Origin of the sequence: Streptomyces glomeratus (genome assembly GCF_021462825.1) — a bacterium.
Classification (GTDB): Bacteria; Actinomycetota; Actinomycetes; order Streptomycetales; family Streptomycetaceae; genus Streptomyces; species Streptomyces glomeratus.
Genome location: NZ_JAKEEB010000007.1, coordinates 146,110 through 167,964, shown reverse-complemented (window position 1 = coordinate 167,964; position 21,855 = coordinate 146,110). Strand labels below are relative to the sequence as shown.

The 21,855-nt window shown below is 70.7% G+C and carries 19 protein-coding genes; 10 read left to right on the top strand and 9 right to left on the bottom strand.

The annotated features are described in order from the left end of the window. Positions 1-8: 8 nt before the first annotated feature. The 3 genes from LZ604_RS11210 to LZ604_RS11200 all read left to right on the top strand — a co-directional run bounded on the left by LZ604_RS11210 (position 9) and on the right by LZ604_RS11200 (position 3,205). Positions 9-1,358, top strand: coding sequence for a hypothetical protein (locus tag LZ604_RS11210; protein ID WP_234514839.1), 1,350 nt, complete (start codon positions 9-11; stop codon positions 1,356-1,358). A 180-nt stretch (positions 1,359-1,538) separates the two neighbouring features. After that, a complete protein-coding gene (locus tag LZ604_RS11205; protein ID WP_234514838.1) occupies positions 1,539-1,958 on the top strand; it encodes a hypothetical protein in 420 nt (139 codons plus the stop codon). Between the two features lie 128 nt (positions 1,959-2,086). After that, the gene (locus tag LZ604_RS11200; protein WP_234514836.1) at positions 2,087-3,205 is read left to right on the top strand and encodes a septum formation family protein; all 1,119 of its coding nucleotides are present in this window, start codon (positions 2,087-2,089) and stop codon (positions 3,203-3,205) included. Positions 3,206-3,276: 71 nt separating this feature from the next. Here the strand turns inward: LZ604_RS11200 and LZ604_RS11195 are convergent, their stop codons facing one another. Then, complete coding sequence (locus LZ604_RS11195; RefSeq protein WP_234514834.1) at positions 3,277-3,879, bottom strand: YceI family protein; 603 nt, start codon at positions 3,877-3,879, stop codon at positions 3,277-3,279. Between the two features lie 401 nt (positions 3,880-4,280). On the opposite strand from LZ604_RS11195, the gene LZ604_RS11190 reads away from it, so the two are divergent. Next, positions 4,281-5,873 carry an acyl-CoA carboxylase subunit beta gene (locus LZ604_RS11190; RefSeq protein ID WP_234514832.1) on the top strand — a complete coding sequence of 531 codons (1,593 nt, stop codon included), beginning with the start codon at positions 4,281-4,283 and terminating at the stop codon, positions 5,871-5,873. A 57-nt stretch (positions 5,874-5,930) separates the two neighbouring features. Further along, positions 5,931-6,128 (top strand): acyl-CoA carboxylase subunit epsilon, encoded by a 198-nt coding sequence (locus tag LZ604_RS11185; RefSeq protein WP_234514830.1) that lies wholly within the window; start codon positions 5,931-5,933, stop codon positions 6,126-6,128. Between the two features lie 202 nt (positions 6,129-6,330). Here the strand turns inward: LZ604_RS11185 and LZ604_RS11180 are convergent, their stop codons facing one another. From LZ604_RS11180 to LZ604_RS11145, 8 genes are all read right to left on the bottom strand, one after another. Then, the gene (locus LZ604_RS11180) at positions 6,331-6,912 is read right to left on the bottom strand and encodes a GTP-binding protein (protein WP_046729246.1); all 582 of its coding nucleotides are present in this window, start codon (positions 6,910-6,912) and stop codon (positions 6,331-6,333) included. Then, positions 6,893-7,462 carry a DUF742 domain-containing protein gene (locus LZ604_RS11175; RefSeq protein WP_234514828.1) on the bottom strand — a complete coding sequence of 190 codons (570 nt, stop codon included), beginning with the start codon at positions 7,460-7,462 and terminating at the stop codon, positions 6,893-6,895. Before LZ604_RS11175 ends, LZ604_RS11180 begins: the two co-directional genes overlap by 20 nt. 97 nt (positions 7,463-7,559) lie before the next feature. Further along, the gene (locus LZ604_RS11170; protein ID WP_004983065.1) at positions 7,560-7,973 is read right to left on the bottom strand and encodes a roadblock/LC7 domain-containing protein; all 414 of its coding nucleotides are present in this window, start codon (positions 7,971-7,973) and stop codon (positions 7,560-7,562) included. A gap of 10 nt (positions 7,974-7,983) precedes the next feature. Beyond that, positions 7,984-11,202 carry a sensor histidine kinase gene (locus tag LZ604_RS11165; RefSeq protein WP_234514818.1) on the bottom strand — a complete coding sequence of 1,073 codons (3,219 nt, stop codon included), beginning with the start codon at positions 11,200-11,202 and terminating at the stop codon, positions 7,984-7,986. 367 nt (positions 11,203-11,569) lie between these two features. After that, positions 11,570-12,145, bottom strand: a complete 576-nt coding sequence (locus LZ604_RS11160; RefSeq protein WP_058922977.1) for a GTP-binding protein — start codon at positions 12,143-12,145, stop codon at positions 11,570-11,572. Beyond that, positions 12,126-12,524 carry a DUF742 domain-containing protein gene (locus tag LZ604_RS11155; RefSeq protein ID WP_055493544.1) on the bottom strand — a complete coding sequence of 133 codons (399 nt, stop codon included), beginning with the start codon at positions 12,522-12,524 and terminating at the stop codon, positions 12,126-12,128. Before LZ604_RS11155 ends, LZ604_RS11160 begins: the two co-directional genes overlap by 20 nt. 111 nt (positions 12,525-12,635) lie before the next feature. Further along, complete coding sequence (locus LZ604_RS11150; protein ID WP_005479910.1) at positions 12,636-13,049, bottom strand: roadblock/LC7 domain-containing protein; 414 nt, start codon at positions 13,047-13,049, stop codon at positions 12,636-12,638. A gap of 9 nt (positions 13,050-13,058) precedes the next feature. Next, positions 13,059-16,796 carry a sensor histidine kinase gene (locus LZ604_RS11145; RefSeq protein WP_234514805.1) on the bottom strand — a complete coding sequence of 1,246 codons (3,738 nt, stop codon included), beginning with the start codon at positions 16,794-16,796 and terminating at the stop codon, positions 13,059-13,061. A gap of 592 nt (positions 16,797-17,388) precedes the next feature. Here LZ604_RS11145 and LZ604_RS11140 point away from each other — a divergent pair. From LZ604_RS11140 to LZ604_RS11120, 5 genes are all read left to right on the top strand, one after another. Further along, the gene (locus LZ604_RS11140; RefSeq protein ID WP_234514793.1) at positions 17,389-17,577 is read left to right on the top strand and encodes a hypothetical protein; all 189 of its coding nucleotides are present in this window, start codon (positions 17,389-17,391) and stop codon (positions 17,575-17,577) included. A 287-nt stretch (positions 17,578-17,864) separates the two neighbouring features. Further along, the gene (locus LZ604_RS11135; RefSeq protein WP_234514791.1) at positions 17,865-18,641 is read left to right on the top strand and encodes a fumarylacetoacetate hydrolase family protein; all 777 of its coding nucleotides are present in this window, start codon (positions 17,865-17,867) and stop codon (positions 18,639-18,641) included. After that, a complete protein-coding gene (gltX, locus tag LZ604_RS11130) occupies positions 18,634-20,109 on the top strand; it encodes a glutamate--tRNA ligase (RefSeq protein WP_234514767.1) in 1,476 nt (491 codons plus the stop codon). The genes LZ604_RS11135 and gltX overlap by 8 nt, the downstream gene beginning before the upstream one ends. A gap of 219 nt (positions 20,110-20,328) precedes the next feature. Next, a complete protein-coding gene (locus tag LZ604_RS11125) occupies positions 20,329-21,033 on the top strand; it encodes a DUF4241 domain-containing protein (RefSeq protein WP_234514765.1) in 705 nt (234 codons plus the stop codon). Positions 21,034-21,085: 52 nt separating this feature from the next. Continuing rightward, a complete protein-coding gene (locus LZ604_RS11120) occupies positions 21,086-21,841 on the top strand; it encodes an HAD family hydrolase (RefSeq protein WP_234514763.1) in 756 nt (251 codons plus the stop codon). Positions 21,842-21,855 lie beyond the last annotated feature (14 nt).

Here is a 21,855-nt window from a genome sequence, read left to right as displayed (position 1 = left end):
GTCGAGGTATGAGGTCCGCACTGGTCAAAGGACTCGCAGTACCGCTGGTCGCGCTGCTCATGGCGGCCCTGACGGTCCTGTACGCGGGTGCGCCCCGCGCGGACGCGGCGACGGACGTCTCGACCATCGCCGTGGCGCTGCGCAAGGGGCCCGTCTACGTCGATCCGGCGGCCTCCGGACAGCTGTCCGCCCGGGACGCCGAGGCCCTCGCGAAGAAGATCGAGGACGCCGGCAAACCGGTCTTCGTGGCGGTCCTGCCCGCCGGCTACCCCACACAGAACCTGTTCTCCGACCTCCGCACCGCCACCGGCGTCACCGGTCTGTACGCGGTCCGCCTCGGCGACCGCTTCGACGCCCGGGCCGACTCCTCGGTGCTGCCCCGCACCGCCGTGCAGAACCTGGTCACCAGCGTGCAGGGCGAGTCCGCGAAGGCACAGCTCAACGACTTCACCGACCGGGCGCTGCTCAACGTGCGCGGTCACGCCCCCTCGAGCTGGGGCACCTCGGGCGGCAACGGCGGCGTCTCCTCCACCGCGCTGATCGCGGTCGCCGCGGTGCTGGTGGCCGGCGGCGCGGGCGCCTACGCGCTCGTACGGCGCGGCCGGCGCCGGCGGGAGGAGGAACAGCGGGCCGCGCTGGAGAAGCTGCGGGTCGTGGTCGACGAGGACATCACCGCTTTCGGCGAGGAACTGGACCGCCTCGACTTCCGTCCCGGGGAGCCGGGCGCGAACGACGCGATGCGCGAGGACTACGAGCGGGCGCTGGACGCGTACGAGCAGGCGAAGTCGGCGATGGCCGGGGCGCAGCGCCCGGAGGACGTCAAGGCCGTCACCCAGGCGCTGGAGGACGGCCGCTTCTCGCTGGCGGTGCTCTCCGCCCGCCGCGAGGGCCGTCCGCTGCCCGAGCGCCGGCCGCCGTGCTTCTTCGACCCGCGCCACGGCCCGTCCGTCGCCGACGCGCTCTGGACACCCGCGGGCGGCGCCCCGCGCGAGGTACCGGTCTGCGCGGCGGACCGGACCCGGCTGGCCGAGGGCCGCGACCCCGCGGTCCGCGAGGTGGAAACGGAATACGGCCGCCGCCCCTACTGGGACGCGGGCCCCGCCTACGGCCCCTGGGCAGGCGGCTACTTCGGCGGCGGCATCCTGCCCGGCCTGCTGGTCGGCACGCTGCTCGGCAGCATGATGGCCACCCCGTCGTATGCGGCGGACTACGGCGCGGGCTACGGCGACTTCGGCGGTTACGACGGCGGCGACATGTCCGGCGCGGACTTCGATCCCGGCGACTTCGGCGGCGGCTTCGGCGACGGCGGCGGAGGGGACTTCGGCGGGGGCGGCGGGGACTTCGGCGGAGGCTTCTGACCCACCGGCTCAACGGCCCCGGGCACGCCGCAGGGCCGCCGACTACTGCAACCGTCGCACTGTCCAACGTATTTGCCGCCCGTCACACGGCTATGGCGGCCGCCCCTTCCACCGGGTGGGGATGCTGTATGGCGCACAGGCAGCGCGGCACCTGCGTGCCTGTCCGTGACGGGGGGCACGATGAGTTGGTGGCAGTTCGGCCTGTTCGGCGCCGGAGGAGGACTGAGCGTAGAACTGCTCGCCGTGTTCCGCGGATGCATGCAGTGGCAGGCGGCCCGCAGAACGGCGAGCGGCAGACGGCGCGCGAGGCCCCCGGCCCTGTGGCACTACCTGGACACCGCCGCCCACGTGTGCCTGGCCGTCCTGCGCGCCGGCATGGGCGCCGCCGCGGCCCTGCTGTTCGCAGCCACCGGGCAGATCAGCGGCGCCTACGCGGCGGTGGCACTGGGCGTCAGCGCGCCGGCCGTGCTGGCCACGCTGGGAGCCGTCCCCCAGGTGGCGAACCTGGTCGCCGGATCCTCGGTGCCCGCGCCCGCGAACGGCGGCGCCCCGCAGGGCGACGGCACCCTCGAGGCGACCGGCCCCGGAGGCGGACAGTGACGAGGAGCCTCGGGCGACGCGTCCTCATGCATCTGCTCGGTGTGCCCGTGCCGGGGCCGCAGCTGTGGGGGCGGACACCTGTGTCCGCCCCGTACCTCCGGTACCGGCGGTACCCGTTGCACCGGCGTGTGGCGGCAGGACTCCTCGGTGCCTCCCTCCAGGGTCCTTCGGACCCGGGGCACCTCCCGGACGGGACGGACGGCGTTCCGCTCCCGGACTCCCGGGCGGCGACCGCTCCGGCCGGGTCCGCGACCGTCTCCCCGCGGGGTTCGTACGACGACGAGGCCGGCGATCAGGCACCCCCTTTCGTACCGGTACTCCTTCGAGGCCCGGGACCGGGGAACGGGAAGGAGCTCTCGTCCCCGGGCCTCGAGCCACCCGACGCGAGACGGCGCACCGGCTCGCACGTCCTGTGGGCCGCGCTGGCGGGCGCGTACGCGGTGGTGGTGGTCGTGGTGGGTGTCTGGATCTCCCTGGACCGTGTGCAGTCCCGTGAACCGGGTCCGGCATCGCCGGGTTCCGTCATCTCCGTCACCGAGCGGCTCGAGGTCGGCGACTGTGTCCTGGTCGAGTGGGCGGGCCCCCGCTTCGAAGGCACACCGCACCTGACCGTGGACCGCCCCTGCGCCGCTCGGGCGCCCGACGGCCAGGTCATCGCCGTGGTCGGCGCGAGGACCGCCGACGAGGCCCGGTGGCGCGGCCCGCTGCAGTGCGAGCGGCGGACGGAGGAACTCCGCGACAGGCTCGCCGATGTGAGCAGTTACGCCGTCGTTCCGACCCGGGAGACCTTCGACGTCGCGGGGCGGCGCACCGCCTGTCTGGTGCTGGGGGCGCACGGGCCGGTCTACGGGCCGCTCGGACCGGGCCGGACCTCCGGCTATGCCTTCACCGACACGGCGAACATGCAGATGGGGGACTGCCTACGGGTGCAGTCCAACCGGGCCGCCCGGCTGATCTCGTGCTCCCGGCCTCATGACCAGGAGGTCCTCGGCTTCACCCGGCTGGGCGCCGATGTCACGCTCACCGAGGCCAAGTCCCGGTCGGACGCCGCGTGCGCACGGGACGTGCCGCCGGCCGGACACGGATTCGACCCGGCCGTCTACGAGCCCGCCTCGTGGACGGCGCAGGGCGCCTGGAAGTCCGGTACCCACGTTGTCGTGTGCGCCGTCCGCAGGCAGAACGGGGCCACCATGCGGGGCAACGAATCCGGGGACTTACGGACGGCCGAGAGCCCGCCCTCCCTGTAGGGATCGGAGGACGGGCTCTTTCGGGCAGGCCGCGTGGCGTGGGGCGCACGCGGCGGCTCGGGCGGCAATGGTTACGCCTGCTTGATCGCCGAGATGTCGAAGACCAGCTTGATCTTGTCCGAGATCAGCACGCCGCCCGTCTCCAGCGCCGCGTTCCAGGTGAGGCCCCACTCCGAGCGCACGAGCTCGGCCTTGCCCTCGAAGCCGACGCGCTCGTTGCCGAACGGGTCCTTGGCCGCGCCGTTGAGCTCCAGGTCGATGCTGATCGGCTTGGTGGTGCCGAGGATCGTGAGATCGCCGTTGATCCGGAACTCCTCGGCGCCCAGGATCTGCACCCCGGTGGAGCGGAAGGTCATCATCGGGTGCTCGTCGATCTTGAAGAAGTCCGCGCTCTTGAGGTGGTTGTCGCGGTCGGCCGAGCCCGTGTCGATGCTCTCCATCGTCACGTCGATCGAGGCCGTGGACTTGGTGGGATCCGAGCCGTCCAGGTGCAGCGTGCCCTCGAACTCCTGGAAGGCGCCCTTGACGTTCGTGACCATGGCGTGGCGGGCCACGAAACCGATGGTGGTGTGCGACGGGTCCACGGTGTAGGTGCCGCTCAGCGCGGCGAGGTCGGGGTTCACCGCGGCGCTCGGGACGGTGGCGGTGGTGTTCTTGCGGGCGAAGATGCCCATGATGTGCTCCTTGAGGGTGCGGTTCGCGGCTTCCGGATCGGCGAGCCGGGCGGCTGAAGAAGCTGTTTAATCTTCAACGAGCTCAACATGCTCGACGGTAGCGGCATTCCGTTCAACTTTCAACCTTCATCCCGGACGGCTCCTTCGTGCGGGGTGGCGGATACGGTGAAGGGCGCCGCCGTTCGGGGCCTTGCGTCACTCCGGAGATGGCATCCGCGGCGCCGAATCCGCAGTGGCGTCCGGGTGAGCTCTTTGTGCGGGCCCTACAACGCTCGGGGCTTCTGAGCAGTCGGATCGGCTGCATCCGGGGATGGTTCTGTTCAGGGGTACCAGGAAAACGGGCCGGAGACTGTGAGGAGTCGACGGACCGCTTTCCTTGGTGGACTTCGTAAGGTCACTACATGACCGTTTTGGACGAGGCTGTAGATTCCGGGAGCGAGCCCACCGACGCGCGCGGGCGCGTCGCCGAACTGCACGAGATCCGTGCACAGGCCCTTGCCGGGCCCAGTGAGAAGGCGACCGAGGCGCAGCACGCCAAGGGCAAGCTCACCGCCCGGGAGCGCATCGAGCTGCTCCTGGACCCGGGGTCCTTCCAGGAGGTCGAGCAGCTGCGCCGGCACCGGGCGACCGGGTTCGGCCTGGAGACCAAGAAGCCGTACACGGACGGTGTGATCACCGGCTGGGGCACGGTGGAGGGCCGCACGGTCTTCGTCTACGCCCATGACTTCCGCATCTTCGGCGGCGCCCTCGGCGAGGCCCACGCCACCAAGATCCACAAGATCATGGACATGGCCATCGCGGCCGGCGCGCCGCTGGTCTCCCTGAACGACGGCGCAGGCGCCCGTATCCAGGAGGGCGTCAGCGCGCTCGCGGGCTACGGCGGCATCTTCCAGCGCAACACCAAGGCATCCGGCGTCATCCCGCAGATCAGCGTGATGCTCGGCCCCTGCGCGGGCGGTGCGGCCTACAGCCCCGCCCTCACGGACTTCGTGTTCATGGTGCGCGAGACGTCCCAGATGTTCATCACGGGCCCGGACGTGGTCAAGGCCGTCACCGGCGAGGAGATCACCCAGAACGGCCTGGGCGGCGCCGATGTGCACGCCGAGACCTCGGGCGTCTGCCACTTCGCGTACGACGACGAGGAGACGTGCATCGCCGAGGTGCGCTACCTGCTGTCGCTGCTCCCGCAGAACAACCGTGAGAACCCCCCGCGGGCCGAGTCCACGGACCCCGTGGACCGCCGCAGCGAGGTGCTGCTGGACCTGGTCCCGGCGGACGGCAACCGGCCGTACGACATGGCCAAGGTCATCGAGGAGATCGTCGACGACGGCGAGTACCTGGAGGTCCACGAGCGCTGGGCGCGCAACATCATCTGCGCGCTGGCCCGGCTGGACGGACAGGTGGTGGGGATCATCGCCAACCAGCCGCAGACCCTCGCCGGGGTCCTGGACATCGAGGCGTCGGAAAAAGCTGCGCGCTTTGTCCAGATGTGTGACGCTTTTAACATCCCGCTGATGACCTTCCTGGACGTCCCCGGGTTCCTTCCCGGTGTCGACCAGGAGCACGGCGGAATCATCCGCCACGGCGCGAAGCTGCTGTACGCCTACTGCAACGCGACCGTGCCGAGGATCTCGCTGATCCTGCGCAAGGCGTACGGAGGTGCGTACATCGTCATGGACAGCCAGTCCATCGGGGCGGACCTCACCTATGCCTGGCCGACCAACGAGATCGCCGTGATGGGCGCGGAGGGTGCCGCCAACGTCATCTTCCGACGGCAGATCGCGGGCGCGGAGGACCCGGAGGCCATGCGGGCGCGGATGGTCAAGGAGTACAAGTCCGAGCTGATGCACCCCTACTACGCGGCGGAGCGGGGCCTGGTGGACGACGTCATCGACCCGGCCCAGACCCGCGAGGTCCTGATCAAGTCCCTGGCGATGCTGCAGTCCAAGCACGCGGACCTGCCCGCCCGTAAGCACGGCAACCCCCCGCAGTAACCGAGCGGATCCCTCGCGGCAATCCCGCGGACCCCTCACCCACGGAGACTGACACCCATGAACACTGCCGACATCCGCGTCGAGAAGGGCCACGCCGAGCCCGAGGAAGTCGCCGCCATCACGGCCGTCCTCCTCGCCCGCGCGGCCGCCCAGCCGCCCGCCACCTCGCCGGCCCACCGAGGCCGTGCCAAGGCCGGCTGGCGCCGGCTGGAGCGCGAGCCCGGCTTCCGGGCACCGCACAGCTGGCACGCGTAGGCTGCCGCCGGCTCCGCCGCTCGTAGAAGGGCCCCTCCGCCATGGAGGGGCCCTTCTCGCTGGCGGGACACGTGCTGCCGGGAAGGGCGGCAGGGCCATGGAAAGGAAAAGCCCCGCGCCCCCTGAACAAGGGGCGCGGGGAACCGTGTGAGCGACCGGACACGAGGCGCAGACGGCGCGCAGGACGTGTCTGGGCGGCGCGTTACCGCAGGCGGGCCATCAGCGCGTGCTCGACCAGGGTGATCAGCGCGGACTTGGCATCGGCCCGATGTCTCGCGTCCGTCGTGATGATCGGGGTGTCCGGCCCGATCTGGAGCGCCTCGCGGACCTCCTCGGGGTTGTACGGCTGGTTGCCGTCGAAACCGTTGAGGGCGATGACGAAGGGCAGGCCGGAGTTTTCGAAGTAGTCGACGGCCGGGAAGCAGTCGGCCAGGCGGCGGGTGTCGACCAGGACGATGGCGCCGATCGCGCCGCGGACCAGGTCGTCCCACATGAACCAGAAGCGGTCCTGGCCCGGCGTACCGAAGAGGTACAGGATCAGGTCCTGGTCCAGGGTGATGCGGCCGAAGTCCATGGCCACCGTGGTGGTGGTCTTGTCCCCGGTGTGGGTGAGGTCGTCGATGCCCGCCGAAGCAGACGTCATGACGGCCTCCGTGCGCAGCGGGTTGATCTCCGAGACGGCGCCGACGAACGTGGTCTTGCCCACGCCGAAGCCGCCCGCCACCACGATCTTCGCGGAGGTGGTGGAGCGGGAAGGACCGCCGCTAGAGCTTGCGAAGTCCACTGAGCACCCTTTCGAGCAGTGTCACGTCTGGCTGGCCGCCGGCGTTTTCGGCGCCGCCCGGCTGATGGATGGCGACCAGGCCCGCCTCCGCCAAGTCGGCGACGAGGATCCTGGCCACGCCGAGAGGGATCGTCAGGAGCGCCGAGATCTCGGCCACCGACTTGATCTCCCGGCAGAGGTTGCAGATCCGCTGATGCTCGGGCAGCTGGCCCTGCATCTGGTGCGGCTGCGCGGTGGTGTGCACCAGCGCCTCGATGGCGAGCTGGTAACGCGGCCTGGTGCGCCCGCCCGTCATGGCGTACGGACGCACCAGAGGGTTGCTCGACGACCCCGCGGGCGCCGGCTCGGGGGAGCGGCGCTGCGGCTGCACGGGCTGGATGCGCGGCGCCGGCGGCTGGTCGTACGGCGACGGGCCGGGACCCTGGGGCGCGTACGGCTGACGCCGCTGGCTCGGTGCGGAGGGGAAGTTGTACCGGTTCTGATCACCCTGGCCCTGGCCGGGGCCATAGGACCAATTACCCGCGGGCGAACCGCCTGGGGGTGTTGCCACGTTCTCTCCTCCTCCGACTGCGCCTGGCACCCATCCCTGTGGAAGCCGCGTCCCGAAACCTTACGGTGCCGGGTCGCCAATACACACCGTTGGTCTCTTAGTTGAGAAGGCTTCCCTGAAGCTCCGCACGAAGGTCCGGAGTCAGGACGGTACCGGCTCGGTCCACCAGAAGCGCCATCTCGTACCCAATGAGGCCGATGTCGGCCTCCGGGTGTGCGAGAACGGCGAGCGAGGAACCGTCGGAGATGGACATGATGAAGAGGAATCCCCGCTCCATCTCCACAACCGTCTGGTTCACACTGCCGCCCTCGAAGATGCGGGAGGCACCCGCGGTCAGCGAGGTCAGACCGGACGCGACGGCCGCCAGCTGGTCGGCGCGATCGCGCGGGAAGCCTTCGGACATCGCCAGAAGGAGTCCGTCGGCGGAGACCACCACCGTGTGGGACACCCCCGGGGTGTTGTCCACGAAGTTGGTGATCAACCAGTTCAGGTTCTGTGCCGCCTGGCTCATCGGGCTCACACTAACGCTCCTGGTTGTAGGTGCTGTCAGGACCGAAGCCCTGGCCGTTCGTTTCACTGCCTGCGCTGCGTCCGCGTTGGACGCCTCGACGCAGGTTGCTCAGCCGGCCCCGGACGTCCTCCGGGGCACGGGAGACCTGTGGGCCTCCCTGCGGGGTGGTTTCCGCGGCGCCCTCGATCAGGTTCGCCTTGGGTACCCGGCGAGGCAGACCGGAAGAGGTGACCCCGCCCGCCTTGGGCTTCCTGAGCTGCGCTGCCTGCTGCCACCGCTGGTCGTTCGCGGAGCGCCACTCGTCGCCCGAGCCCGTGGCCGCCGGCGGATCCTGCGCCACGGGCCCCGGCCGGCCGGACGCGCCGTTCGCGGTGGAGCCGCGGCGGGGCAGTCCGGAGTCGGTCAGCTGGTGGCCGGCGGAGGGGGTCGGTTCCGGACGGTCGAAGCCTACGCGGTCCCGCTCACTCACGTCAGCGGCCTGCGCGGATTCCGTTTCCGGAGCGTAATCGGCGCGGTAGCCGTTCTGGTAGTCGTCCCGCTTGGACCAGTCGTCCTGGTAGGGCGACTCGCTGAAGGCGGAGAACGTCTCCGAGGCGGTGGCCTGGCCCGCCGAGTGGTTGTCCTGGGCCCGCTCCGCATAGCCGGACTCCGGGTAGCCGCCGCCGGACGAGAAGCCGTCGCTCTGCGGCAGGCCGCCGTTCGGTGAGTAGTACTGCTCGTCGTACGCAGGCTGCTGGGGCTCCTCGTACGCCGTCTGCTGGTCGTACGCGGCCTGCTGGTCGCCGTACGCGTGCTGACGGTTGTCGTACGACTGCTGCCCGTTGTCGTACGCGGGCGGCGCCCCCAGGCCGTCCTGGTAAGCGTCGGCCTCCTGCTGCTCCTGCGGCCTGGTGTGGCCTTGTGCCTGGGCCTCCAGGGCCGCACGGCGCTCCTCGCGCATCAGCGAGCGGCCGACGGGGTCCAGCCCGCGGATGTCGTCCGGGACCTCGGTGTAGCGGCTGTCGTCGAATCCCAGCTCCGCGGCCGTCAGCATCGGCTGCGGCGACCCGAAGTCCTCACCATGGAACTGCTGCTCGGGGATGATCTGCGACACCGTGAACTCGTCGCGCTGCAGCGCCTGTTCGCCGCCACCGCCGTGGGTGATGGCGTCGGGCAGCATGACCAGCGAGGTGGTGCCGGCCTGCTCGCCGGAGGGACGCAGCTGGACCCGGATGCCGTGGCGGTCGGACAGCCGGCCGACCACGAACAGACCCATGCGCTGCGAGATCGCGGCGTCCACGGTCGGCGGGTTGGCCAGCTTGTGGTTGATGTCCGCGAAGTCCTCGGCGGTCAGGCCGATGCCCTTGTCGTGGATCTCGACCATGATCCGACCGTCGGGCAGGCGGGTGGCGGTGACCCGAACCTTGGTCTGCGGCGAGGAGAACGTCGTGGCGTTCTCCAGCAGCTCGGCGAGCAGGTGCACGAGGTCGGTCACGGCGCGGCCGTGGATCTCGGCCTCCGGAACGCCGGACAGCTCGATGCGCTCGTACTGCTCCACCTCGGAGGAGGCGGCGCGGAGCACGTCGACCAGCGGGACCGGCTGGTCCCAGCGGCGGCCGGGCTCCTCGCCGGCGAGGACCAGGAGGTTCTCGCCGTTGCGGCGCATACGGGTCGCCAGGTGGTCCAGGCGGAAGAGGTTCTCCAGCTGGTCCGGGTCGGCCTCGTTGTTCTCCAGGTCGGTGATCAGGGTCAGCTGGCCCTCGATCAGGGACTGGTTGCGGCGCGAGAGGTTGGTGAAGATCGCGTTGATGTTGCCCCGCAGCAGAGCCTGCTCGGCGGCGAGCCGGACGGCCTCGCGGTGGACCTGGTCGAAGGCGCGGGCGACCTCGCCGATCTCGTCCTTGCTGGTGATCGGGATCGGGGCGACCCGGGTGTCGACCCGGCCGGGGTCCGTGCGGGAGAGCTGGTCGACCAGCATCGGAAGGCGCTGCTCGGCGATGCCGAAGGCGGCGTTGCGCAGCTGGCGCATCGAGCGGCTCATCTGGCGGGCGACCATGCCGGCCAGGATGAACGCGGCGAGCAGGGCCACGACCACGATGCCACCGGTGACCAGCGCGTCCTGCTTGGCGTTGTCGGCGATGTTCTGGGCGTCGGCCACCGCCTTGTTCACGAGCTCGGTCTCGACCGTGTTGTAGCCCTGGTACTTCGCCGTGGAGGCGCCCATCCAGGTCTTGACGGTCACGCCCTTGGCGGCGAGCTGCTGGGGGGTGAAGACGCCCGAGGCGATGCCCTGGACCATGCGGTCGGCGGCGGGCATGGCGGAGTAGGCGCCGCCCTGTGTGGAGGAGGTCTGGCCGGCGTCGACCGCGGTGCCCGTGTCACCGACGGCCTTGCGCTGGCCGGCCATGACCGCGTCGAGACGGTTGACGTCGGCCTCGGTGGCGCCGGAGACGAACTCGTTGACCGCGATGCCCTCGAGGTAGCGGTAGGAGACCAGGGAGACCCGCTGCTGCTGGGCCACGGCCACCTTGGCGCTCGGGCGCAGCAGCAGGTGCGTGCCGATGGAGCGCTGGAGTGAGGCGGCGGCCTTGGCGAGGGAGATGGCGTAGACGGTACGGCCGTAGCTGGTGACGTTGCCCGTACCGAGGCTGAGCTCGTTGGCGAACTCCATCAGACCGTGCTGGACGGCGACGTAGCCCTCCTCGGTCCTCACCGGGTCCATCGCCTCGGTGTACGCGGCCTTGCGCAGGCCGTCGAGTTTGGTCTCGTTGGAGCGGAACAGGCTCAGGCGGCGCTCCAGGGACGCCGTATGCGGCATGTTCTGCGCGGCCTTGTCGAAATTTGCCTTGGCCGCGTCCGTGGCGGCCCGGAGTTTCTTGACGTCGCCGGTCTCGCCCTTGCCGGTCAGCAGGTCGGGGGCGCCCAGGTCACGCTCGTCGAGGAGGGCCTGGCCGTACTGTTCGGCCGCGCGCACCATCAGTGCCACTTTCTCGGCGTCCTCGGCGTCCTGCCAGGTGTCGATCGAGCTCTTCACCTGGAAGCCGCCCATGACGAGGCCGACCAGCACGGGTATGAGCAGGATCGCGTTCAGCCTGGTCGGCACGCGCCAGTTGCGCGGGGAGAAGCGGCTGCCGCCGGGCGGGACAGCCGTCGGCTCCGGGCCGGGCACTTGTGCGGGCGCCGCTCCGCGCGGCGGCGGGGTGAAGTTGCCCCGTGCCGACGGCCCGGGACTGCTCTTGCTTCGCCTCACTCGACCAACAACCTCTCGGCGACGGCACCTACGTCGTGCCGCGGTGTCTCCAGAGCCCTGTCTCCGACCGGTACGTCCTTGACCCTTGGGCAGTTCAGGCATTCCAGCACGTCAGCCTGCGCGATTCCAAACACTCGGAAGTGAGGATTCGACCCGCTGTAAGTGCCAGATAAAACGGTCATAAAGAGCGAGCCCCGCCAAAAGGCGGGGCTTTTGTGAGCGCAGCGACACCGACCGACCGCGACGCGTGGCGATACCACCGGATTTCTCTGTCGAAACGTTATGAACAGCGGAGCCGACCGTGTCAAACGCCACAGCCGGCTCCCGCATATGTACGACAACTGCCGTATGTCACGGACGACTTGATCTATCGCAGACGCGCCATGAGGGCATGTTCGACCAGGGTGATCAGGGCACTCTTGGCGTCCGCGCGGTGGCGGGCGTCCGTCGTGATGATCGGGGTGTCCGGCCCGATCTGCAGTGCCTCACGGACCTCCTCGGGCGCGTACGGCTGGTGCCCGTCGAAGCCGTTGAGGGCGACGACGAAGGGCAGGCCGGAGTTCTCGAAGTAGTCGACGGCCGGGAAGCAGTCGGCCAGGCGGCGGGTGTCGACCAGGACGACGGCGCCGATCGCGCCGCGGACCAGGTCGTCCCACATGAACCAGAAGCGGTCCTGGCCCGGCGTACCGAAGAGGTACAGGATCAGGTCCTGGTCCAGGGTGATGCGGCCGAAGTCCATGGCCACCGTGGTGGTGGTCTTGTCCCCGGTGTGGGTGAGGTCGTCGATGCCCGCGGACGCGGACGTCATGACGGCCTCCGTGCGCAGCGGGTTGATCTCGGAGACGGCGCCGACGAACGTGGTCTTGCCCACGCCGAAGCCACCCGCCACCACGATCTTCGCGGAGGTGGTCGCCCGCCCTCCGTCAGAGCTTGCGAAGTCCACTGAGCACCCTTTCGAGCAGTGTCACGTCCGGCGCGCCGCCGTTGTTCTCGTCGCCACCGGGCTGGTGGATCGCGACGAGACCGGCCTCCGCGAGGTCCGCGACGAGAATCCGTGCCACACCGAGCGGCATGGCGAGGAGCGCCGACACCTCGGCCACCGATTTCACCTCACGGCACAGGTGGCAGATCCGCTGGTGCTCCGGCAGCAGTCCCATCAGCTGGGCCGGGTCGGCCGTCGTGCTGATCAGCGCCTCGATGGCGAGCTGATAGCGCGGCCGGGTCCGGCCGCCGGTCATCGCGTACGGACGCACCAGCGGCTGGTCGCCCTCGTCCCCGTACGGCTCAGCGTACGGATCATGATGGGCGGTGGGCGGGGTCATGAATCCTCCGGGCGGGACAGCAAGTCGGTCAGTCGTGCCGTCTGACGGGGCCGGTGGGGGGATTGTGGCGGCCGGACGGTGATTTGGTGAGGTGGGTGGTACCGATACCTATCAGTGGAGCAGACTGCCCTGGAGCTCGGCGCGCAGGTCGGGCGTGAGGACCGCGCCCGCGCGGTCCACCAGGAGCGCCATCTCGTAGCCGACGAGGCCGATGTCGCACTCGGGGTGGGCGAGTACGGCGAGCGACGAGCCGTCGGAAACCGACATCAGAAACAGAAATCCGCGTTCCATCTCGACGACCGTCTGCGCCACGTCCCCGCCCTCGAAGATGCGGGAGGCACCCGCGGTCAGCGAGGTCAGACCGGACGCGACGGCCGCCAGCTGGTCGGCGCGATCGCGTGGGAAGCCTTCGGACATCGCCAGAAGGAGTCCGTCGGCGGACACGACGACGGTGTGGGACACCCCGGGGGTGTTGTCCACGAAGTTGGTGATCAACCAGTTGAGGTTCTGTGCCGCCTGGCTCATCGGGCTCAACTAACGCTCCTGCTGGTGAGTGGGGCTGGGGAAGCTGCCGGTCTGGCCGGTACCGGCCTGGCGACCCTGTGCGATGCCCCGTCGAAGGTTGGTCAGCCGGCCGCGTACGTCATCGGGCGCACGCGAGACCTGCGGACCGGCTTGGTGCTGTTGCTGCTGGGCCGTGCCCGGCACGAGGTTCGCGCGCGGGACCCGGCGCGGCAGACCGGAGGTGGTGATGCCACCCGCGGCGGGCTGCCGCACGCGCTCGGCCTGGCGGACGAGCTCGTCGTTCGGTGAGGTGCGCCAGGCCGGGGTGGCGGCCGGACGCTGAGGTGCCGCGGGGGCCTGCTGTTGCGGGGCCTGCGGCGCGGAACCGTTGCTCTGCTGCTGCCCCTGTCCACCGCGGAACCAGTTGGTCTCCAGCGTGTCATACAGCGGCGTACGCCCGTCGCCGGGGCCCGTCGCCGGCGGAAGCGCTTCGGGCTCCTGACGGCGCGGAGGCTGCTGCGGCGGGCGCTGCTGGGCCGGCGGCAGGGACGCGCCGTAGCCGTCGCCCGCCGTCTGCGGCCGCTCGAACTGGCCGGTGCCCGAGGGGTCCTGGCGGTTTCCGTACCCCGGGGCCGCGAACTGGCCGGTGCCCGAGGCGTCATAGCCCTGGGCGGGGAACTGGCCGGTGGCGGCCGGGTCCTGGGGACGGCCGGGCGCCGGGTACTGGCCGGTGTCCTGCGTGCGGCCGGGCGCCGGGTACTGGCCCGTGCTCTGACCGTGGCCTGCGGACGGGTACTGGCCCGTTCCCTGACCGTGGCCCGCGGACGGGTACTGGCCCGTCGCACCGCCCTGGTTGCCGCTGCCGTAGACGTCCGAGCGGACGAACGAGCCGCCGCCCTGCGGTGCACCCGCCCCGGGGTGCGGCGTGTTGCCGTCCGGTCGCGGGAACTCGGAAGTGGCACCGTGGCCCTGGCGGTCGTCGATGCGCGGCAGGGGGGAGGTCGCGGACAGGGCGTCCGGCTCCTCATGACCGCGCGGGGCGTCCAGCGAGGCGCGCGGCACCGACGGCTGCGCGTTCTCGTCGCTCCAGCTCGGAGTGCGCTGCTGGCCGCCACCGGGCAGCTCGGCCCGCGCACCGCCACGTCCGGGCAGCTGCGGACGGCGCCGCGCGCCGCGTTCCTTGGGCTGCTTCTGCTGAGGCTGCTGCTTCTGCGGGGGCTGCTGCTGCGTCTGCTGCGGAGCACCGTCGCCGAAGCCGGCCTGGTGCATTCCCGAGCCGCCGTCGCCGAAACCGCCCTGGCGGGAACCGGCGTCCTGGAACGACTGGGGGTTCTGGGGTGCCTGCCGGCCGCCCTGGCCGAAGGCACCGGCGCCCGTCGCGGCGGGCCGTCCCTGCGGTCCGCCGGGGGCGGTACCGGGCAGCGCGGCACGGGGACCCTGTCCGGCGCCCACCTGCCCGCGCTGCGGGGCGGCGCCCAGTCCGGGGCCGCCGGAGGAACCGGTACCGAAGGACGAACCGCTCTGCTGGGCCTGGCGACGGGCCGCGGCCGCGCCGGCGGCGGCCTGCGCGGCGGCCGGGCCGCCCGTGGAGGGGGCGCCCGGCTTGCCCGGAGCGGGCTTCTTGCCGCCCTGGGCGACGTCGACCGGAAGCATGACCAGCGCCGTCGTACCGCCGGAGTCGGACGGCCGCAGCTGGATACGGATGCCGTGGCGCTGCGACAGACGACCGACCACGAACAGACCCATGCGCCGGGACACCGACACGTCCACGGTGGGCGGCGAGGCGAGCCGCTCGTTGATCTGGGCGAGGTCCTCGGGGGACAGACCGATACCCGTGTCGTGGATCTCGATCAGGACGCGGCCGTCCGGCAGCGCGTGACCGGTGACCTTGACCTTGGTCTGCGGCGAGGAGAAGGAGGTGGCGTTCTCGAGCAGCTCGGCGAGCAGGTGCACGAGGTCGTTGACGACGCGGCCGGCGACCTCGGTGGTCGGGACGGCGGCCAGCTCGATGCGCTCGTACTGCTCCACCTCGGACGCGGCGGCACGGAGCACGTCGACCAGCGGGACCGGGCGGGTCCAGCGGCGGCCGGGCTCCTCACCGGCGAGGACGAGGAGGTTCTCACCGTTACGGCGCATACGCGTCGCGAGGTGGTCGAGCTTGAACAGCGAGGACAGCTGGTCCGGGTCGGCCTCGCGGGACTCCAGTTCGGAGATCAGAGACAGCTGGCGCTGGATCAGACCCTGGGAGCGGCGCGAGAGGTTGGTGAACATCGCGTTGACGTTGCCCCGCAGAAGGGCCTGCTCGGCGGCGAGGCGGACCGCCTCGCGGTGCACGTCGTCGAAGGCCGCGGCCACCTGGCCGATCTCGTCCCGGGAGTGCACACCGACCGACTGCACGGACGTGTCGACGTCCTGCGGGTCGGACTCGGACAGCTGCTTGACCAACTCGGGCAGACGGTCCTGGGCGACCTTGGTCGCGGTCTCCTGGAGCCGGCGCAGCGAGCGGATCATGGACCGGGCCACGACGAAGGCCCCGACGAGGGACACACCGAGGACGAGCAGGATCAGCGCACCGGAGATGATCGCCTCACGCTGCGAGGCGCTCTTCAGCTCGCGGGCCTTCTGCTCCATCTGCTCGAGGAGCGTGCCCTCGATCTTCTTCATCTGCTCGATCTTGGTCGAGTCGTCGTCGACCCAGTCCTTGTACGAGCGCTTGTCCTGGTTGCGCATGCCGGACGCGCTCTTCAGGACGCGGCTGGCGTACTGGTCGGCGGCCTCGATCGTCGGGCTGCCCTGGTCGATCGGCTTCGTCAGGTCCTCGGCGCCGTCGCCGTAGATGCTGCGGAAGCTGTCCAGCTCGGAGTCCTGGCTCTCGAGGGCCGACAGGGCGTACTGGCGGTCGTTCTCGGAGAGCTTGCCGAACGAGTCGATGTTGGCGGGCAGGGCGGCCGCGATCACCGCGCGCTGCATGGAGGCGTACTCCTTGGCGGTGGAGAAGGCCGCCAGGGCGCGGGTGCGCTGGATCATCTCCGGGTTGCTGGTCGCCTCCGCCATGTCCTGGGAGAGGCTGAGCAGCTGGCTGATCAGACGGTGGTAGGCCTCGACCGTCTGCGTGGAGTTCTGCGAGTCCTTGTAGGCGCCGGCCCGGATGGCGCTGAGGTTGTTCAGCTCGCTCGCGATGCCGACGACGCTGTCGCGGACACCGGAGAGCTGGCCGCTGTCGGAGGCGTCACCGATCTCCTGGGTGCCCTCCAGGAAGGAGGAGCGGGCGCGGTTGGTCTTGTCGCGGACACCCTTGACCGTGTAGTCGGACGCCAAGGCGCCGTGGGCGAGCGGGCCGGCGGACTGGTCGCGCTCCTCCTGGAGCGCGGCGGCCAGCTGGGTCGCCTGCTTGGTCATGTCCGTCAGCAGCTTCATGTTGTCGAGCTGCTGGATCTGGTCCATGTTGTCGCTGATGCGCAGGGCACCGAGCGAGGTGGCGGCGACCACGGGGAGCGCGAGCAGCGACACCAGACGCGTGGAGATGCGCCAGTTGCGCAGCGCCACGCGGGAGCCGGAGTCGACCGGTGGAGCGCTCTTGGGTGGTGCCGGGGGAGTGGGTGCCGTGGGGCCCCCGGGCGCGCCGGGGCGCCCGGGCCGCTCGACACCGTTGCCGGACGGTGCCGGTCCCGGGTTCTGGGCGTGCTGGGGCGAGGAACCGCGGTCGGTCCCGCCATGCGGCTCCGGCTCGGCCGAAGCGCTGCCATCCCTCTTGAAACGTCCCTGCACTAGCGTCGCAACCTCTGGACCAGGCGCCCCTCCGCGCGAACGGCGAGGCGGTGTCGGCGTTGTGAGGGGCGCCCTGAATGCGCCCCTCGGGTGGTCGTGAGTGACCGGCGCTGGCTCCCCCTCCCCGCCGCTGCTCGGCGCTGCGTTGCGCCCCTTGCGCGCCGGTGCGATCCCGCGGCGGTCCGTGGAATTCCAGCACAGTGCCGGATCTCCAACAAGGCCAACGGGTGAGGCTGTGACCACCGTGACACCTTGTGAGGGCCGCATCACATGCCGTAGAAATAGATCTCGTACATAAGGGGCGTATGTGTACGAGTTATTGGAGGGCGCAGGGTGTCCCAGTCGCCATGATCAGGAGCGGAATGCAAGCTTCAGTGAAGCAATGTCCGTTTTGTCGCGGCGCGAAGGCGGTCTGGATTAGGCCTTTTGTCCGCGGCGTAGTGAGCAAACTCACACAAGGCTCACGGCCTCTTCACGGCTTCGCGCGGGAATTGCATGTTTAGCCTGACGCTTTACAGGGATGGCGAATCCGACAACCCGCGCCCCGGCGGCCATGCGCCCGGCGCCCGTCACGACAAGGTCAACGACAACAGTGAAGACCACGATGATGTTCCGCACCATAGCCAACCCGCGGCGCACGACGCTGGCGCACCTCGCCGACGCCGAAGAGCTGCAGACCCCGGCGACTCCGGAACACTCCGTCGACCTTCCCACCCAGACCGCCAATCCCCAGCGCACCGTTCTCATGGAGGTCCCGGTCCAGGCCTCCGCCGCGAGGTAATACGCGCGCCGGGCGCCGGTCGCTCAAACCGATGTGTACGAATGGCGCAGGCCCGGTGCCGGTTGCATCCCGAGACGGCGGCCGGCGTTCCCGTGCAGCTGATGATCAAGGCTGCGGGAAGCCGGTGACCGAAGCCGCCGGGAGCCGGTGATCACGAGTGCCCCGCAGGCCCGCGTCGCCCGGCGGTGCGGGCCGTGCCCGGCGTCATGCGCGGGGCGGCCGCCCCCGCCCGCGTTAGCCTGGAGCGTCAGACTCCAGCCAGCTCAGTTAAGGGGCGCAAGCATCCCGTGCGCATCGCCAGGTTCTCCATCGACGGGAACGTCGCCTTCGGCGCGGTCGAGGGCGACAAGCCGGACGAGCTCGTCCTCGACATCATCAAGGGCATCCCGTTCGCGGACTTCGAGCTCTCCGGTACGAAGGTGCCGCTGAGCAAGGTCAGGCTGCTGCCGCCCGTGCTCCCCAACAAGGTCGTGGCCTTCGGCCGCAACTACGCGGAGCACGCCAGGGAGCTGGGCAACGAGGTTCCGGAGGCCCCGTTCGCCTTCTTCAAGCCGTCCACCTCGGTGATCGGCCCCGGCGACGAGATCGCCTATCCCCCCTTCTCGCAGGAACTGCACCACGAGGCGGAGCTGGCCGTGGTGATCGGCCGCCTGTGCCGTGAGGTGCCGCGCGAGCGCGTCAAGGACGTGATCCTCGGCTACACCTGCGCGAACGACGTCACGGCGCGCGACGTCCAGCGGCGCGAGAAGCAGTGGGCCCGGGCCAAGGGCTTCGACACCTCCTGCCCCCTCGGCCCCTGGGTGGAGACCGACCTCGACCCGGGCGATCTCACCATCCAGCTCACGGTCAACGGCGCACAGCGCCAGCTCGGCCGTACGAGCGAGATGATCCACTCGATCGAGGATCTGATCGTCAACATCACCGAGGCCATGACGCTGCTCCCCGGCGACGTGATCCTCACGGGCACCCCCGCGGGGGTCGGCCCCCTCAACGTCGGCGACGAGGTCGCCGTCACCATCGAAGGCATCGGCACTCTCACCAACAAGGTGATCAAGCGTGGCTAACGCGAACGTCCGCGTACGTTTCTGTCCGTCCCCGACCGGCAACCCGCACGTGGGCCTGGTCCGCACCGCCCTGTTCAACTGGGCGTACGCCCACCACACCGGCGGCACGTTCGTCTTCCGTATCGAGGACACGGACGCCGCCCGTGACTCGGAGGAGTCGTACGTCCAGCTCCTGGACTCGCTGCGCTGGCTGGGCTTCGACTGGGACGAGGGCCCGGAGGTCGGCGGCCCCCACGCGCCGTACCGCCAGTCCCAGCGGATGGACCTCTACAAGGACGTCGCCCACAGGCTTGTGGACGGCGGGTACGCCTACCACTGCTACTGCACCACGGAGGAGCTGGACACCCGCCGTGACGCCGCCCGCGCCGCCGGCAAGCCGTCCGGGTACGACGGGCACTGCCGTGATCTGACCGCCGAGCAGGTGGCGGCGTACGAGGCCGAGGGCCGTACCCCGATCGTCCGCTTCCGCATGCCCGACGAGACGATCACCTTCACGGACCTGGTCCGCGGCGAGCTGACCTTCACACCCGAGAACGTGCCGGACTACGGGATCGTACGAGCCAACGGCGCGCCCCTGTACACGCTCGTGAACCCGGTCGACGACGCCCTGATGGAGATCACCCACGTCCTGCGCGGCGAGGACCTGCTCTCCTCCACCCCCCGGCAGATCGCCCTGTACAAGGCGCTGGTCGAGCTGGGCATCGCGAAGTCCGTGCCCGCCTTCGGTCACCTGCCGTATGTGATGGGCGAGGGCAACAAGAAGCTGTCCAAGCGTGACCCGCAGTCGGCGCTGAACCTCTACCGCGAGCGCGGCTTCCTGCCGGAGGGCCTGCTCAACTACCTCTCGCTGCTGGGCTGGTCGCTCGCGCCCGACCGCGACATCTTCTCGATCGACGAGATGGTCGCCGCCTTCGACATCGCGGACGTGAACCCGAACCCCGCCCGCTTCGATCTCAAGAAGGCCGAGGCGATCAACGCGGACCACATCCGCCTGCTGGACGTGAAGGACTTCGCCGAGCGCTGCCGGCCGTGGCTGAGGGCCCCGTTCGCCCCCTGGGCGCCCGAGGACTTCGACGAGGCGCAGTGGCAGGCGATCGCCCCGCACGCGCAGACCCGCGTCAAGGTCCTGTCCGAGATCACGGAGAACGTCGACTTCCTGTTCCTGCCGGAGCCGGTCTTCGACGAGGCGTCCTGGGCGAAGGCGATGAAGGAGGGCTCGGACGCGATGCTGCGCACGGCCCGCGAGAAGCTGGAGACGGCCGACTGGACGTCCCCGGAGTCCCTGAAGGAGGCCGTCCTGGCCGCGGGCGAGGCGCACGGCCTCAAGCTCGGCAAGGCCCAGGCCCCGGTCCGCGTCGCCGTCACCGGCCGCACGGTCGGCCTGCCGCTCTTCGAGTCCCTCGAGGTCCTCGGCAAGGAGAAGACGCTGGCCCGCATCGACGCGGCACTGGCGAAGCTGGCGGCATAGCCGCTTCCCCGACACCCGTCCTCACGACAGGGCGGCAGCCATGGCGGCTGCCGCCCTGTCGCGTTCCGTGCGCGGTGCCCCTCGTGCACCCCGAATAGCCGCGTGTGTCGGTCCCGAGGACTACCGTTCGGACATCGCACCGCGCGGTCGACGCAGGGCCGAAGTCGGCCGTGCCGTCCGTGGATCGACCGTGCCCGGCCCCGAAGGAAAGGCGCCCTCATGCCGATGCCCGCCCGTGACTACGCGTGGCTCTTCACCCCCGGAAGCACCTTCCGGTACGAGTCGGGGACGGCCGGCACGCTCGACGTGACCGCCGGCGGGGAGCTGTGGCTGCCCACCGGCCGGGTCGTGGCCTGTGACCCGTTCGTCTACCTGGGGCAGGGCGACGTCGAGCCCTTCACCGTCTCCGTCCCGCCCGGCCGCTACCGCGTCGACGCGGCCGTGGCGACGCTCACCCAGCCCGACGAGCCGCCGTCCGACGACCCCCACCTGCGGGTGGCCGCCGCACGCCTCGTCATCCGCGACGAGCCCGCCGCCCGGTGGGAGCCCGCCCTCCTGCCCGGCCAGGACACCGCCGCGCTCGGCGAGGACGAGTTCTACGGCTACGGCGTCGACGCCGGCACCGGCTGCTTCTACGACGCGGCGGCCGACGCCTCCTTCCGGGACTGGAGCGAGGGCGACGAGGGGCCGCTGTGGGATGCCTTCGAGAACAGCGACTGGTCCCCGGGCCCCCACCTGGTCACCGCACCGGACACCGGTCACACCCTGGCCGCCTTCTCCTCCGGCTGGGGGGACGGCTGCTACCCCACCTGGATCGGCCGTACGGCGGCCGGCGAGGTCACCTGCTTCGTCACCGACTTCTTCGTCGCCCCCGACCCTTCCGACGCCGAGGAGCCGAGCGGTGCTGCCGCCGCCACCGGCTGAGCGGCTACGGTCGTCGGGGCCCGGCCAGGGCCCCGAGCCGGAGGTGAACCACGTGCCGATCAAGGCCGTCGTCTGGGACGTCGACGACACCCTTTTCGACTACACGAGCGCCGACCGCGCCGGGATGCGCGGGCACCTGGCCGCCGAGGGGCTGCTCGGCGGGTACGGCAGCGTGGAAGAGGCCCTCGCGCGGTGGCGGGAGATCACCGACCGGCAATGGGCCCGGTACGCGGCCGGGAAGACCTCCTTCGAGGAGCAGCGCCGGGACCGCGTACGGGTCTTTCTCGGACGGACGCTCTCCGACGAGGAGGCCGACGCCTGGTTCCGGCGCTACCTGGACCGCTACGAGGCCGCCTGGGCCCTCTTCCCGGACGTCCTGCCCGTCCTGGACGCCCTCGCCGCCAGTCACCGGCACGCGGTGCTGTCCAACTCCAGCCTTCACGTCCAGGAGTACAAGCTGCGCTCCCTCGGGGTCCGCGACCGCTTCGAGGCCGTGCTGTGCGCCGCCGAGCTGGGCGTCTCCAAGCCGGACGCCCGGGCCTTCCGCGCGGCCTGCGACGCGCTCGGACTCGCCCCGCAGCACGTCGCGTACGTCGGTGACCACCCGGAGATCGACGGCCGGGGGGCCGCCGAGGCAGGGCTGCTGTCCGTGTGGATCGACCGTGCGGGTGTGCGTGTCGTCACGGACGGACTGGCCGGCGAAGGGGCCGAAGAGCCCGCCGGCCTGCACCGGATCGCCTCGCTCGACGAACTCCCCGCGGTCCTCCGCGTCGATACCCGTTTTGGAGCGCCGTCCACCTTCGGGTAATGTTCTTCCTGCGC

What these genes read in the sequence shown, in the direction of transcription:
- LZ604_RS11210 (WP_234514839.1), top strand. Translation starts at nt 9, where the DNA reads ATGAGGTCCGCACTGGTCAAAGGACTCGCAGTACCGCTGGTCGCGCTG.
- LZ604_RS11195 (WP_234514834.1), bottom strand. Translation starts at nt 3,879, where the DNA reads ATGGGCATCTTCGCCCGCAAGAACACCACCGCCACCGTCCCGAGCGCC.
- LZ604_RS11170 (WP_004983065.1), bottom strand. Translation starts at nt 7,973, where the DNA reads ATGAGCCAGGCGGCACAGAACCTGAACTGGTTGATCACCAACTTCGTG.
- LZ604_RS11205 (WP_234514838.1), top strand. Translation starts at nt 1,539, where the DNA reads ATGAGTTGGTGGCAGTTCGGCCTGTTCGGCGCCGGAGGAGGACTGAGC.
- LZ604_RS11190 (WP_234514832.1), top strand. Translation starts at nt 4,281, where the DNA reads ATGACCGTTTTGGACGAGGCTGTAGATTCCGGGAGCGAGCCCACCGAC.
- LZ604_RS11125 (WP_234514765.1), top strand. Translation starts at nt 20,329, where the DNA reads ATGCCGATGCCCGCCCGTGACTACGCGTGGCTCTTCACCCCCGGAAGC.
- LZ604_RS11155 (WP_055493544.1), bottom strand. Translation starts at nt 12,524, where the DNA reads ATGACCCCGCCCACCGCCCATCATGATCCGTACGCTGAGCCGTACGGG.
- LZ604_RS11185 (WP_234514830.1), top strand. Translation starts at nt 5,931, where the DNA reads ATGAACACTGCCGACATCCGCGTCGAGAAGGGCCACGCCGAGCCCGAG.
- LZ604_RS11150 (WP_005479910.1), bottom strand. Translation starts at nt 13,049, where the DNA reads ATGAGCCAGGCGGCACAGAACCTCAACTGGTTGATCACCAACTTCGTG.